The organism is Bacillus sp. FAU18, from assembly GCF_056033885.1.
Map to the genome: position 1 here is coordinate 2055462 of NZ_JBVYHZ010000004.1, position 13457 is coordinate 2068918.

Genomic DNA, 13457 nt, shown 5'->3' on the forward strand with positions numbered 1-13457 from the left:
CATAAAGAGGTGAAAAACGATGAAAACCAAACGATTCGACGCAGCCCTTATTTTTATTTTGCTGGGAGCAGTTTTTTTGAATACGTATCACATTTGGCAGGAGGACACAGCGAACCAGTACTATTTGGCGGCTGTAAAAAGCATGACGCAAAGCTTCCATAATTTCTTTTATGCGTCATTTGACCCTTCTGGATTTGTGACAGTGGATAAGCCTCCTGTCGTGTTATGGATTCAAACGATTTTCGCACTGATTTTCGGTGTTCACACGTGGAGTGTCATCATTCCCCAGTCTCTTGCCGGAGTTGGGTCTGTCTTTCTACTCTACAGAATGATTAAGCCGACTTTTGGAGTTGGAACGGCCCGCATTGCCGCACTTGTCATGGCACTGACCCCTATCGCAGTAGCTGTCAGCCGGACAAACAATATTGACAGCATGCTTGTTTTTACCTTATTGCTCGGTTCAACTTGTCTGCTTAGGGCAGTAAAACAAGGTAAGCTGGTTTGGCTGCTGACGGCATTTGCCCTGATTGGGCTCGCCTTTAATATGAAGATGATGCAAGCGTTTATGGTATTGCCTGCATTTGTGTTATTCTACATGGCTGCATCCCGGGTTTCTCTGAAGAAAAAAATCGGGTCCCTGCTTCTGTCTCTTGTCCTTCTGACAGGCCTTTCACTCTCATGGGCGATTGCAGTCGATTCAGCCTCCTCCTCAAGCCGGCCTTATGTAGGAAGCAGCCAGACCAACTCAGTGCTAGAACTGGCCTTTGGCTACAACGGCACAGAGCGTCTGCTTGGGCAAACTACGGGCCTGGCAAAGGGTGATATGAATGCTGCTGGCGGAGGGAACATGCAGAATCAAGACAACATGCAAGCGCCAAATGACAACGGTTCATCTTTTTCTCAGAACGGAAATCAATCATTCGGAAACCATTCACAGGCGCCTCAGCCGCCTAACGGACAAACCGGCGCTCTCAATGGAGGCGGAGGCACACCTCCCACAGGTGGCAACGGACCTGGAAATGGAGGGCCTGGCGGTGGAGGCGGAAAAAGCGTGAATATGTTCGGCACCGGTGATCCTGGACCGCTTCGTCTTTTCCAATCAGCACTTTCCGGCCAAATCAGCTGGATGCTTCCATTCTCATTGATCGGATTACTGGGCGCAATCGTCAGCTGGTACCGTGATCGCCGCGGACATACTGCTAAAATGAAAGAAACGCTATTCTGGGCGGCTTGGCTTGTTCCCGTGGCTGGCTTCTTCAGCATCGCAGGATTCTTCCACCAGTATTATTTGATTATGCTGGCACCGCCGATTGCCGCGCTTTCTGGTATCGGATGGTATACGATGCACCGCTTATACAAAAATAATCAAGACTGGTCCAGCTATCTTCTGCCGGCAGCCGTTCTGATCACAACCGTGTTCCAGGTGTATATTCTGAGTGCTTATACAAGCCAAATCGGCAGTGTGTGGATGTATGTCCTGGGACTCGTAGGACTCGGTATCACCCTTGCACTTCTGATGCTTAAACGCAGCCATACGTTCAGTAAGCAGCTGACCATCATCAGCTTGTGCGTTCTGCTTCTCACACCTGTTTACTGGTCAGCAACGCCGCTTCTATACGGTGGCAACAGCGTCCTTCCTGAATCCGGCCCGCAGCTCAAAGGCTCAGCAAACGGCGGGAACATGTTCTCTTCAGAGGTCGACAGCGGGCTCCTGTCCTATCTGAGAAAACACAATACCGGCGAAGAATATTTATTTGCTACTTTGACAACCGTAACAGCTGCGCCATACATCATTTACGAAAATGAATCTGTTATGGCAATGGGCGGATTTAACGGCACGGATCCCATTCTGACTGTGTCGGAACTGAAAAAACTGATCAAAGAAGGCAAAGTGAAATACTTCCTTCTGTCAGAAAACAACTCAGGCAACAGCGAACTTGTTTCCTGGATTAAGAAAAACGGAAAAGAAATAACATCTGACGAGTACAGCGGTTCCTCCAGCAGCACAAACAGCGTGCAGGGAATGCGAAGAGGACCTGGCGGAGAAAGCCAGCAAACTCTTTATCTCGTGGAATAAAAAAAAGAGGCTTGGATGAATCCAAGCCTCTTTTCTATTAAGCTTCTTCTTTTACATGTACCTTTAACACAGCCTGCACTTCAGGATGCAGCTTCACAGGCACGTTTGTATATCCTAATGCACGAATGCCGTCCGGTAGTTCAAGCTTCCGCTTATCTACTTTAATGTTATGGTCTTTTTGGAGCTGTTCAGTAATTTGCTTGCTTGTCACTGAACCAAATAAACGGCCGCCCTCACCTGATTTTGCGCTAAGCTCAACAGTCAGTTTTTCTAATGTCTCTTTCAAGCTCTTAGCCTGCTCAAGCTCGGCAATGGCTTCTTTTTTCTCTTTCTGCTTTTGTCCGTTTAGCGCGCTGATGTTTGACGCGTTCGCTTCAACCGCGAGGCCTTTTTTAATTAGAAAGTTATGCGCATAACCGTCTGCTACGTTTTTGACTTCGCCTTTTTTTCCTTTTCCTTTTACATCTTGTAAGAAAATAACCTTCATCTCTGTACGCCTCCCTCAAAATACTCATCTATGGCGTGCTTCAGCCGTTCCAGCGCTTCAGAAACTGAAATGCCGGACAACTGAGTCGCCGCATTTGTTAAATGCCCTCCGCCTTCCAGGGCCTCCATGATGATCTGAACATTTACCTCGCCAAGCGACCGCGCACTGATACAAACCGTTTGTTCATCCCGTCTCGCCACCGCAAAGGAAGCCTCAACCTCACTCATCGACAGCAGCGAATCGGCAGCCTGCGCAATCAGCACTTGATCGAAGTATTCCTCTTCATTTTCAGGAAGAGAAGCAATCGCAATGTTATCTTTATAGAGGACCGTATGCTGGATCAGCTTCGCCCGTTTAATATAGGAATCAACGGTTTCTTTCAGGAACTTCTGCACCAGCACCGTGTCGGCGCCTTTTGCCCTTAAATAAGAAGCCGCATCAAAAGTCCGCGAGCCCGTGCGGAGAGAAAAGCTCTTTGTATCCACAATTATACCAGCTAATAGGGCTGTTGCTTCAATCATATTGATTTTTAAGCGCTTCGGCTGATATTCAAGCAGCTCTGTCACCAATTCCGCTGTGGAAGAAGCGTATGGTTCCATATAAACGAGCAGCGGATCTCTGATAAACTCCTCACCTCTGCGGTGATGGTCGATGACCACGATATGTTCAATTTTATTGACCAGCCGTTCCTCCATGACGAGTGACGGCTTATGTGTATCAACGATCACAAGCAGTGTGTCATCATTGGAAATTTCCATTGCTTCTTCAGGCGTAATAAATCTTGACCACAGTTCTTCATATTTTTTGATTTCCCCAATCAAACGCTGCACACTTGATCCGATTTGATTTGGGTCAATCACGATAAAACCATCTTTGTTATTTGCCTGAGCCACCTTTAAAATCCCGATCGCTGCGCCGATAGAATCCATGTCGGGGAATTTATGCCCCATGATAATCACATTGCTGCTTTCGGTGACGATTTCCTTTAAGGCGTGAGAAATCACGCGGGCCCGCACCCTTGTTCGTTTCTCCATTGGGTTTGTTTTACCGCCGTAAAACTTCACCTTGCCGTTTGGCAGCTTAATGGCTACCTGGTCTCCGCCGCGTCCCAGTGCTAAGTCCAAGCTGGATTGCGCCAAATCGCCAAGTTCTTTCAGGGAAGAGACTGAAGCCCCGACACCGACGCTTAACGTCAGCGCTACACCGTCAAATGAGGTTTTTTCCCGCACTTCATCAAGAATCGAAAACTTCGAATTTTCGAGTTCAGTTAAGATGTGTTCATTAAGTACAGCGATAAAGCGTTCTGAAGACGTCCTTTTCAAGAAGATCCCGTACTCCTGCGCCCAAGCGTTCAGCAAAGATGTCACCTGGCTGTTCATCGTGCTTCTCGTCTGGTCATCCAATCCTTGTGTCACATCATCATAGTTATCAAGGAAAATATATGCCAGGACGGTTCTTTCGTTTTCATATAGCTTTTCAATCTGAATTTGTTCTGTTACATCAAAGAAATATAAGAGACGCTCATCCCGTTTGATGACAACCCTAAACTTGCGGTCATTCAATGTAACCGTTTCCGATTCCACCTCTTGTTTGATAAGCGGCACTACCGATTCACAAGTATCGTAAAGTGATCTCCCCACTAAAGTGCTTTCATTAAAGCAAGAGGAAAGAAACGGATTTGCCCATTCTATATAATATTGGTCATTAAAAAGCATGATTCCAATCGGCATTTCCATCAATGCCTCTTCACCGACTTTTTTCAACCTGTAGGACAACGTAGAAATATAAGCATCAATCTCTTGTCGAATAAGAGAATCAGCACGCTTAATAAAAAACAAAATAACTGCCAGCAGCAGCACTTCGACGGTTCCTAATATCCAGTTAAAATAAAAGCTGATGAGGATTGTAATAATTGACAGAGCAATCAATGCATAGATGGGATACCGAAACAGCGGTTTTTCATAAAAGCTTGGCATTTCTATCACTCCCCACCATGTGAGTAAAACTCATGTTCACTTCACCTTATTCCTTATATGAAAGCCCATATCTAAAACGCCTAAAATGCGAATGGCTGCCATGAAGACCGGATGCACAAACCCAAGTATGACAGCAATCACAGCCGCAGCCTTTGGATATTGTTTCTTATGGCAATAGAAAAAGATAAATGATAAACCTTGGATGAAAATCAGAAACCCGAGTATAAACTCCCCATTTAAAGCGATAGAGTACAGCATTTGGCCTTTTTCTAAAGGCAAAAATGAGAGCATGACAATAATCAAATACAGTACTACAACACTTTGCGGAAACTTCAACTCTCTAAAAGGCTTTAGATTAGGAATATCGGGGGAGAATCGCCTTAAGAGCGGCTTAGCGATAAGGTAACTGAGGAAAGAAAAAATAACTCCTACCATCACAATAGCTGTTGGAAAAAGATATTGAACGATACCCAATTGTTCTTCCATCAGTTTTAATTGCTTTTCAAACTGTTCAGCATTGCCCGACTGCTTCGTTACAGTTTCTACAATATCAAGAGATTGCCGGTATTGTGTCATCGCCTCATCAATGATATTGATACCCAAAAACTGAATGCTTATCACAAAATAGAAGACAATACTAAGCATATAAATAAGAGCGCCCGAAATAATGGCGTGCCCAGGCTCTTTCCTTTTGAAAAAATGTCCCATGGCAATGCCGGCGCAAGCTGACATAAAAGCTACAATAAGCCCGTTAAAGGACCCGACAATAAAAACAACCGGAAGACTGACAGCGCCCATCCATATCCCTAGCTTCAATCCATGTCTGATCGTATACAAGATCATTGGCAGCGGCAGTGCAAATAACAGAATTGTTCCAATCACAGGAACATAAACGACCAGAAGCGTGATGATCGCAAACAGACTGATTAAAATAGCACCTTCCATTAAAGCTCTCGTTTGTTTCACTTAGTCACCTCGTATCATCCTGAACATACGAATAGAAAAGAGCAGCATAAACGACTGCTCTTTTTTCATCGCTGCAACATACTTTGCACCGAATGTTTTTATATCATCTCTAAATTTTACTTTTATATTTTAACATAAGTCCAAATCGCAAGTAAAATGACGCTAATGTTTCATGTGAAACATAAAAAATGAAAAGACATTCTTTGAAAAGAATGCCCATCACAATTAATGTTTATCATCCATAAAGCCAGAAGATTCCTTGTTTTTCTTTTTCGTTTTTCTGACATACATAAAAATTAAGATCACCAGTAAAAGGGTTGTTGCTTGCAGAACGCCGCTGCTAAACAAGAAAAAGTTCTTTATCATGTCCCACATTGTGTTTCACCTCTTTGTGCATGTTCTCAACCCGTATCCTATATAAGGTGAATTTCCCTTTTTCAAAACTTCAAAACATCATGAACAACATTGAGCGTTGGGCATATGCTGATATGGAATCTGATCGATAAAGGAGAATTTTCACATGGATGAACGCAGAACATTGGCTTGGCATGAAACATTAGAAATGCACGAGCTGGTTGCTTTTCAATCAAACGGACTCATTAAACTGAAGAAAATGATAAGAGAAGTAAAAGACCCTCAGCTCAGACAGCTTTATAACGTGTCTATTCAGGGTGTTGAGCAAAATTTAAGAGAGCTTCTTCCGTTCTTTCCACAGGCTCCGCACAGAGAGGATGAGGAAGAAGAACGCGCAGATAACCCATTTTACAGCGGTGACCTGCTCGGTTTTGCCAAAACATCTGTCCGCAGCTATGCCATCGCAATTACAGAAACAGCAACACCTCAATTAAGAAACGTACTGGTCAAACAGCTGAATGCTGCCATCCAGCTGCACGCCCAAGTTTATCGATACATGTATCAGCATGGATATTATCCGTCTTACAACCTTTCTGAACTGTTGAAAAACGATGTCAGAAACGCCAACAGAGCCATTTCAATGAAATAAAACAAGCAGCAAAGGAGTTCCCTTTGCTGCTATTTTTGCTGATCCTTCAGTAAGCCGTTCGAACGATAAGATTCCAGCACGTCTCTGTTGGATTCTCCCCATTCTTTCATTTGCAAAACAATCGGTTCAAGCGTTCGCCCAAATTCCGTCAGAGAGTACTCAACCTTGGGCGGCACCTGTTGATAAACCTCACGATGCACGATGCCGTCCGCTTCCAGCTCCCTCAGCTGAAGAGTAAGCATTCTTTGAGTAATACTCGGGCAGATTCGCCGAAACTCATTAAACCGTTTCTTGCCATCTATCATGTGATAAAAAAGAATTCCTTTCCACTTTCCGCCAATGACATCTAGAGTAAATTCAACTGGACAGCCTTCTTTGTTCGGGTATATATTCTTTTTTCCACTCATTCTTGACCCTCCAATAGTACCTTTTTTGATACTACATTACATTTTGCAACTAAGCTACCCAGTATTTTACACACCTTTTCTCCTTAGCTCAAAGAAAATGCTTCTTATTCACATCAATTTTTAAGGGTTTGCATGATTACACCTGCAGCAAGACGTGTTAAACTATATAAAGATTACACTACTTAAAAAAAGGATAGGAGCTATCATGGAAAAGATACTTATTTTCGGACACCAAAACCCAGACACAGACACGATTTGTTCTGCGATTGCTTATGCTGATTTGAAAAACAAACTCGGCTTCAATGCTGAGCCTGTCCGCCTCGGACAAGTCAACGGCGAAACACAATACGCGCTTGACTATTTCAAACAAGAAAGCCCGCGCCTTGTTGAAACAGCTGCAAACGAAGTAAACGCCGTTATCCTGGTTGACCATAACGAACGCCAGCAAAGCATCAAAGACATTGAAGAGGTTCAGGTTTTAGAGGTTATCGACCATCACCGCATCGCTAACTTTGAAACAGCTGAGCCGCTTTACTATCGTGCTGAGCCTGTAGGCTGTACGGCTACCATCTTAAACAAAATGTACAAAGAGAATAACGTGAAAATCGAGAAAGAAATTGCCGGCCTTATGCTGTCTGCGATCATTTCTGATTCCCTGTTATTTAAATCTCCAACTTGCACGGACCAAGACGTAGCGGCAGCAAAAGAGCTTGCGGAAATCGCTGGCGTAGATGCTGAAGAATACGGCTTGAACATGCTGAAAGCAGGCGCTGATTTAAGCAAAAAAACAGTGGAAGAGCTCATTTCTCTTGATGCGAAAGAATTTACGCTCGGCAGCAAGAAAGTCGAAATCGCACAAGTAAACACAGTGGACATTGAAGATGTGAAAAAACGCCAAGCTGAATTAGAAGCTGTGATCTCAAAAGTTGTGGCTGAGAAGAATCTTGATCTGTTCCTTCTCGTTATCACAGATATCTTAGAAAATGATTCACTTGCTCTTGCAATCGGTAACGAAGCAGCGAAAGTGGAAAAAGCGTTCAACGTTACATTAGAAAACAACACAGCCCTCTTGAAAGGCGTTGTTTCCCGTAAAAAACAAGTCGTTCCTGTCTTAACAGACGCAATGGCTGAATAAGAAAAAGCATCCCGCGTCGGGATGCTTTTTCTTATTCACTCAGCTTCTCAATTTGTCCCATCACATCAGTAATTTGCTTTGCGTTTTGGACCAGGTCTGACTGCTCCAATTCTTTAAGCGATACCTTGCCTTCCTCTGCTTGTTTCAACACATCTTCAGCGCTTTTCTGCAAGGTTTCGTTATGCTCCTGAATGGTTTGATGAATCTCCGCTGCGGCATCAGGCGGCGTTAATTCATTAAAATCAGCGGCAGCCTTCTGAATCGACTCAAGCTGCGCTTCAAGTTTTTCTTTCGCCTCGGTGTCATTTACAGCTTTCTCAGCTAATTTAGGCGCTTCCTCTGCAAATGTCTTCACCTTCTCCACATAACCCGCTGCTTCACTCGTATAGTTCAATCCGTCGTTCACCTGATCAAGCATGCCGCATCCGCCTGCACTCAAAAGTCCCACTCCGGCAAGTACTGTCAAAATGATCTTCATCTTCAGCCCCCTCATCGTTTCTTTTTCATTTTTTCTTTTAAGATCGGAATCAATTTCTCTTTCGCTAACGGCAGCCCTTTCCTCACCAATTCACGCTTCAGCCACTTTTTCAGCTTAGACATTCTGATGCTCCTCTCCCTTTTTGATAAAAATGAAAAAACTCCACCAATTTGGTGAAGTTCCTGAAACAAAAAGACCTTCACCAAATCAGATTTGGCAAAGGTCTCGCTAACAATTAGATTGCCAGCAAAGCCGAGGACACCTTGTCCCGTAATGACGACTTTACTGTGAAAGCTACTCCCCTTTGGAGTGTTCATTTTTATTACTTTCATTCTAAAGCACCGATCTGTTCCAGTCAAATTCCTGCCGTTTATATAAAAGCGCGCTGTGGTATTTAAAATTTGAATGGTTTTTCCATCAGGAGATCATGCTATGACAGAGGAGGTTTTCATCATGAGTCAAGAGCGCGTGAAACGGCCTGGGCATACCAGATGGTACATATCTTCGTTACTTAGCGGCATTATTATTCTTAATTATTTTGACCGAGTGGCCATCTCGGTAGCGGCCCCTGCGATACAAGATTCGTTTCACCTTACTGCAACTGAACTCGGCATCGTGTTTTCCATTTACACCTATTCCTATACACTGATGCAGCTGCCTGTCGGAAGTTTGCTGGACCGTTTTGGGGTCGCATGGGTCACGAGGGTTGGAATGACAATATGGAGCTTTTTAACGATCCTTCTTGCTTTTTTGCAAGGAAAATTGCTGTTGTATCTGTTCCGGTTTCTCATTGGGCTGACGAGCGCCTCTGCGTTCCCTGCTGCCTCTAAGGCAACCGCTCTCTGGTTTCCTCCAAGTGAGCGGGGATTGGCAAACTCACTGTTCGATTCGGCCGCCAAGTTTTCAAATGTAATCGGCGCGCCATTGGTCGCCTTTCTTGTCACAACATTTGACTGGCGTGTCGCTTTTTTGACGATTGGATGCATCAATGTGCTGTTTACGATCTTTTTCTGGCAGTATTATGAACAGCCTGAACGGCACAAACGTATTTCTAAAAGTGAACTAAACTATATTCAAAAACACAATGCCATTACAACAGAGCAAATCCCTTACAAAACGGGCCCGCTTTTAAAAAAGCTTTTCACCAATCGGAAAGTATGGGGCTTAATGATCGGATTTACAGGGTACGGGTATACATTCAACCTGCTGCTCACCTGGCTTCCGACTTTCTTTAAACATACATACGGTATGGATCTCATGTCGTCCGGTTTATTTACGGCAGTGCCGTGGCTGATCTCAACCATTTCCGGAATTGCCGTCGGCGGCTGGCTCGTCGATTATTTTATTAAGAAAGGCTATCCTAACACCAAGGTGTACCGAACCGTAATCATAGTCGGAATGAGCTTTGGCTTTTTCTTTTTAGGCTCCATTCTGACGAACAATATTACCGTAGCCATTATTTGCATTTCCATCGGACTCGCCGGAATTTCCGCAACCGCTCCGGTCGGCTGGTCCATCTCCGCAGAACTCGCGCCGATCGGTTCCGTATCCATGCTGAGCTCCATGGTGAATCTCGCAAACAACCTGTTCGGAGGCATTATTGCTGCGTCACTGACAGGGTATTTGTTTGATGTGACAGGCTCCTTTACGCTCAGCTTTCTGGTAGCTGGTTTTGTGCTGTTGCTGGGATTGGTTTTTTATGTGTTTGTACTAGGGGATGTAAAACGAATTAAACTGGAATGAAGAGTGCTTGCTGAAAAGCACTCTTTTCTTTGAATCCGCCAGGTGTTATTTTCTTTCTCCCACATTCACTAGGCTGTCTTCGGACGAAAACACCACCATTTTATCCTTGACTCCTACCAAAGGTAAGGCCTCATAGTGAAAGAAGAAAGGAGGAGTCGGATGGTGAAATTAACAGTAAAAGAACTATCCAATATTGCGAATGTCACAATTAAAACGCTTTATCATTACCACAAAATCGGCTTGCTAGCCCCAAAGGAAATAAGCGAAGCCGGATATCGGTACTATGGTGCTGACGAACTAAAAAGACTGCAGGAAATCCTTTTTTACAAAGAATTAGATATCCCTTTGTCAGAAATCAAAACATTACTAAATGAGGATGCTGAAAGAACAAGTACATTAGAAAAACAAAAAAAGCTGTTTGAAAAGAAAATTGAAAAGTATCAGCGTCTCATTCAAACAGTCAACACATCTTTAGAATACACGAGAAAAGGCGAAAACATGGATCACAAGGTAATGTTTAAAGGATTTGAAAGCGCTGAAGAATGGAAACAATCTTTAGCAGAACAAAATGGGTATTTAAAAGAGCGTTACGATTTTGAATTGGATACACATACAATCAATGTCGATGAAATGAACAAAATGGCAATAGAGGCTAAACATTTTCTTGATAGGATGGCTGATTTTTTAAGAAACGGTGTAACGTATCATGATCCTTCCGTGCAAGAGCATGTCATGAATCATCTTAAGTTCCTAAATCAGAACGGGCATCCGACAAGTAAAGAAGATTACGTAAAACAAACACGTTTTTTTATGCAAGATGATTTCCATAGAGGAATGTTAGAAGAGCAGCAAACCGGTTTATCTTATTATTTGGTTGTCGTTGCAGAACACCTGTAGTGTTTTGTCACCCTTTATAGGGTGACAGCCATCAGGATTACGAGACAGCACCGCCAACAATCGAAACATTCTGCCGGTCAACGGCAAAACGCCGTCCGTTCCATTTCAATACGGTTTGAACATATCCCAATGAGTCGGCGTTATACCTTCCCGCTATCCGCTGGTACGCCAATAATTCGTATACACCGTCTCTGTCAAAATCAACCGGATACAAACCCGATAAAGGATTCACCCATCCTTCTATCGGCATTTTTAACACACCTTGGCTGTTATAAATCTCATTCAAATATTCCCTGCCCTTGTAAGTAAGGTCGAGGATATACCTTTCGTTTTGCTGATGACTGATGACGCTCGCTTTATATTGATTTTGATACCTCACACTGTACTTTAATTCATCATTCAATACATCTGAATTGAAAATTCGCCGGAACTGCCTGTTTAGATAGGCAAACACATATGCATAAATAGCACCGCCGCTTCCCCCTGTGTCCATTACCACTGCCACATCCTCAATCTTGTCGCCTGTCATATCCCCCAGAAAAAGTGACGGATTGTATCCCATATTGTTTTGAAGCTGAATCTGCTGCTCCTGATGGGTTCTGCCATCACGGATCACCAATGTGATATTTCTCCATAACGGGCTGCCGGGTATTTGATTTCCAGTTAGAAAGACCTCGTCAATAACGCCGTCTCCCGTGACATCGCCGCGGGTAGATGCAATGATTGCACGTGAGGAGACAGGCTGCCGAAATACGTATGGATGTTGAACAAGTCCTCTGCCTTCATAAAACCAATAAGGAGCCATTCTGATGTCATATAAATTCAATTGTGTCACCTTCCCTAATCAGCTGAATGAATCATTATATGCAGGAATGGCACATCAAAGACATATCTTACACACCAATTAAATCCGTACCATATGAATTATCGATTGCACAAAGCCACTCGCCTTGCGCATTCTTCTTAAATACATAGGTCGCCCTTCTTTCCATCGTATACTCGGAGTCCTTTTTATCCGAATCAAGCAGTGTCTGAGAAAGGACCAGTGCAGTGTCTTCTGCTTCCAAAATGATCATTTCCCCTTGTGTCGGGACAATATGATGATTGAAATAGTCCGCGATTGCCATAAACGCTTTTTTGATTTCTTCTTTACCTCGCGCGATCATGCCCGGCTTCACAACTAAAACGGCATCTTCCGAATAATAATTCATCAGTGTATCAAAATCTTCATTTTGAATTGCCAAATCACACGCAGAGATGATGTCTTTCAATTGCTGTTCCAAATGAATTCCCCCAATCATCATGATTGGATATATTATACATCGTTACATCACTGAAGCCGTAAAAACAAAATGAAAAGTATCAATATTTCCTATATAATCAAATAGCATATATTTAACAAAGTACCCAAGTGAAGGGGTGGACAATATTGTCTGCGGAAGTAACGTTACATGACAATATACATCATGATTTAAGTGCGGATTGCCAGCACTGTTTTGGCCTGTGCTGTGTCGCCTTGCCTTATGCGAAGTCGGCAGATTTTGCTTTTGATAAAGACGGGGGCACGCCTTGCCGCAACTTACAATCAAACTATCAATGTTCTATACATAAAGATCTCAGAGAAAAAGGATTTCGAGGCTGCTCTGCATATGAATGCTTTGGCGCCGGCCAAAAAGTATCCCAAATCACTTATGAGGGAAAGGATTGGCGAAACAGCCCCGAAACGGCCAACCAGATGTTTGACGTTTTTCCTATCATGCAGCAGCTGCACGAAATGCTCTGGTATTTACATGAAGCTCTATCTATAGATATAGCCAAGCCGATTCATTCTGAACTGAGAACCAGTTTCGAAAAAATAGAAAGGCTCACCAGACTCAGCAAAGAGCGCTTGCTGACACTGCAGGTGGACGAGCATCGAGCTGAGGTCAATGAATGGCTGTTAAAAACGAGTGAACTGGTGCGTGCCCAAGCCCGCCATCCAAAACTCCCGAAAAAAGTCAGCCAGGGAAGTGTCCTGATCGGCGCGAAACTGAAAGGGCTTGATTTGCGAGGAGCAAACCTAAGAGGGGCACTGCTCATAGCCGCAGATCTGAGAAATGCCGATTTGAGAATGACAGACTTTATCGGTGCAGATATGAGAGACGCTGATCTCAGAGGCGCCGACCTGACCGGGAGCATCTTTCTGACACAGGCACAGGTGAACGCCGCCAACGGCGATTCGAACACAAAGCTGCCGCTGTCTTTACGAATCCCTGCCCATTGGAAATAAAAAAAGGACCCGCTAACGG

15 protein-coding genes are annotated in these 13457 nt (G+C 43.8%); 6 read left to right on the top strand and 9 right to left on the bottom strand.

Going from position 1 to position 13457, the window contains the following annotated elements; translation table 11 throughout:
- The first annotated feature begins 19 nt into the window (after positions 1-19).
- Positions 20-2077 (top strand): ArnT family glycosyltransferase, encoded by a 2058-nt coding sequence (locus tag AC0OMU_RS21605; RefSeq protein ID WP_474241555.1) that lies wholly within the window; start codon positions 20-22, stop codon positions 2075-2077.
- A 37-nt stretch (positions 2078-2114) separates the two neighbouring features.
- On the opposite strand, the gene rplI is transcribed toward AC0OMU_RS21605, so the two are convergent.
- The 4 genes from rplI to AC0OMU_RS21625 all read right to left on the bottom strand — a co-directional run bounded on the left by rplI (position 2115) and on the right by AC0OMU_RS21625 (position 5881).
- The gene (rplI, locus tag AC0OMU_RS21610) at positions 2115-2564 is read right to left on the bottom strand and encodes a 50S ribosomal protein L9 (RefSeq protein ID WP_003226915.1); all 450 of its coding nucleotides are present in this window, start codon (positions 2562-2564) and stop codon (positions 2115-2117) included.
- Entirely contained in the window at positions 2561-4540 is a 1980-nt protein-coding gene (gene gdpP / locus AC0OMU_RS21615) for a cyclic-di-AMP phosphodiesterase GdpP (protein WP_003242517.1), read from the bottom strand. The genes rplI and gdpP overlap by 4 nt, the downstream gene beginning before the upstream one ends.
- A gap of 36 nt (positions 4541-4576) precedes the next feature.
- The gene (locus tag AC0OMU_RS21620; protein WP_063335905.1) at positions 4577-5506 is read right to left on the bottom strand and encodes a YybS family protein; all 930 of its coding nucleotides are present in this window, start codon (positions 5504-5506) and stop codon (positions 4577-4579) included.
- A gap of 225 nt (positions 5507-5731) precedes the next feature.
- Positions 5732-5881, bottom strand: a complete 150-nt coding sequence (locus tag AC0OMU_RS21625) for a hypothetical protein (protein WP_003226909.1) — start codon at positions 5879-5881, stop codon at positions 5732-5734.
- Between the two features lie 145 nt (positions 5882-6026).
- Here AC0OMU_RS21625 and cotF point away from each other — a divergent pair, with 145 nt between their 5' ends.
- The gene (gene cotF, locus AC0OMU_RS21630) at positions 6027-6509 is read left to right on the top strand and encodes a spore coat protein CotF (RefSeq protein WP_003243364.1); all 483 of its coding nucleotides are present in this window, start codon (positions 6027-6029) and stop codon (positions 6507-6509) included.
- A 29-nt stretch (positions 6510-6538) separates the two neighbouring features.
- Here cotF and hypR read toward each other — a convergent pair whose 3' ends face one another.
- Positions 6539-6916, bottom strand: a complete 378-nt coding sequence (gene hypR, locus AC0OMU_RS21635) for a transcriptional regulator HypR (RefSeq protein ID WP_014478546.1) — start codon at positions 6914-6916, stop codon at positions 6539-6541.
- A 205-nt stretch (positions 6917-7121) separates the two neighbouring features.
- Here hypR and AC0OMU_RS21640 point away from each other — a divergent pair, with 205 nt between their 5' ends.
- The gene (locus tag AC0OMU_RS21640) at positions 7122-8051 is read left to right on the top strand and encodes a manganese-dependent inorganic pyrophosphatase (protein WP_015385181.1); all 930 of its coding nucleotides are present in this window, start codon (positions 7122-7124) and stop codon (positions 8049-8051) included.
- Positions 8052-8082: 31 nt separating this feature from the next.
- On the opposite strand, the gene AC0OMU_RS21645 is transcribed toward AC0OMU_RS21640, so the two are convergent.
- Positions 8083-8529, bottom strand: a complete 447-nt coding sequence (locus AC0OMU_RS21645; RefSeq protein WP_181220362.1) for a DUF6376 family protein — start codon at positions 8527-8529, stop codon at positions 8083-8085.
- Between the two features lie 11 nt (positions 8530-8540).
- Positions 8541-8861, bottom strand: a complete 321-nt coding sequence (locus AC0OMU_RS21650) for a hypothetical protein (RefSeq protein WP_003226899.1) — start codon at positions 8859-8861, stop codon at positions 8541-8543.
- A gap of 100 nt (positions 8862-8961) precedes the next feature.
- On the opposite strand from AC0OMU_RS21650, the gene AC0OMU_RS21655 reads away from it, so the two are divergent.
- Positions 8962-10272 carry an MFS transporter gene (locus AC0OMU_RS21655; protein WP_014478548.1) on the top strand — a complete coding sequence of 437 codons (1311 nt, stop codon included), beginning with the start codon at positions 8962-8964 and terminating at the stop codon, positions 10270-10272.
- A 159-nt stretch (positions 10273-10431) separates the two neighbouring features.
- Positions 10432-11169, top strand: coding sequence for a MerR family transcriptional regulator (locus AC0OMU_RS21660; protein ID WP_100506037.1), 738 nt, complete (start codon positions 10432-10434; stop codon positions 11167-11169).
- Positions 11170-11206: 37 nt separating this feature from the next.
- Here the strand turns inward: AC0OMU_RS21660 and AC0OMU_RS21665 are convergent, their stop codons facing one another.
- Positions 11207-11995: a hypothetical protein gene (locus tag AC0OMU_RS21665; protein WP_181220363.1), complete on the bottom strand. Its 789-nt coding sequence runs from the start codon at positions 11993-11995 to the stop codon at positions 11207-11209.
- Between the two features lie 67 nt (positions 11996-12062).
- Positions 12063-12452 carry a YybH family protein gene (locus AC0OMU_RS21670; protein WP_181220364.1) on the bottom strand — a complete coding sequence of 130 codons (390 nt, stop codon included), beginning with the start codon at positions 12450-12452 and terminating at the stop codon, positions 12063-12065.
- A 146-nt stretch (positions 12453-12598) separates the two neighbouring features.
- Between AC0OMU_RS21670 and AC0OMU_RS21675 the strand changes: the two genes are divergently transcribed.
- Positions 12599-13438: a pentapeptide repeat-containing protein gene (locus AC0OMU_RS21675; protein ID WP_063335910.1), complete on the top strand. Its 840-nt coding sequence runs from the start codon at positions 12599-12601 to the stop codon at positions 13436-13438.
- Positions 13439-13457 lie beyond the last annotated feature (19 nt).

What these genes read in the sequence shown, in the direction of transcription:
- AC0OMU_RS21605 (WP_474241555.1), top strand. Translation starts at nt 20, where the DNA reads ATGAAAACCAAACGATTCGACGCAGCCCTTATTTTTATTTTGCTGGGA.
- rplI (WP_003226915.1), bottom strand. Translation starts at nt 2,564, where the DNA reads ATGAAGGTTATTTTCTTACAAGATGTAAAAGGAAAAGGAAAAAAAGGC.
- hypR (WP_014478546.1), bottom strand. Translation starts at nt 6,916, where the DNA reads ATGAGTGGAAAAAAGAATATATACCCGAACAAAGAAGGCTGTCCAGTT.
- AC0OMU_RS21655 (WP_014478548.1), top strand. Translation starts at nt 8,962, where the DNA reads ATGACAGAGGAGGTTTTCATCATGAGTCAAGAGCGCGTGAAACGGCCT.
- AC0OMU_RS21645 (WP_181220362.1), bottom strand. Translation starts at nt 8,529, where the DNA reads ATGAAGATCATTTTGACAGTACTTGCCGGAGTGGGACTTTTGAGTGCA.
- AC0OMU_RS21640 (WP_015385181.1), top strand. Translation starts at nt 7,122, where the DNA reads ATGGAAAAGATACTTATTTTCGGACACCAAAACCCAGACACAGACACG.
- gdpP (WP_003242517.1), bottom strand. Translation starts at nt 4,540, where the DNA reads ATGCCAAGCTTTTATGAAAAACCGCTGTTTCGGTATCCCATCTATGCA.
- AC0OMU_RS21660 (WP_100506037.1), top strand. Translation starts at nt 10,432, where the DNA reads ATGGTGAAATTAACAGTAAAAGAACTATCCAATATTGCGAATGTCACA.
- AC0OMU_RS21650 (WP_003226899.1), bottom strand. Translation starts at nt 8,861, where the DNA reads ATGAAAGTAATAAAAATGAACACTCCAAAGGGGAGTAGCTTTCACAGT.
- cotF (WP_003243364.1), top strand. Translation starts at nt 6,027, where the DNA reads ATGGATGAACGCAGAACATTGGCTTGGCATGAAACATTAGAAATGCAC.
- AC0OMU_RS21625 (WP_003226909.1), bottom strand. Translation starts at nt 5,881, where the DNA reads ATGTGGGACATGATAAAGAACTTTTTCTTGTTTAGCAGCGGCGTTCTG.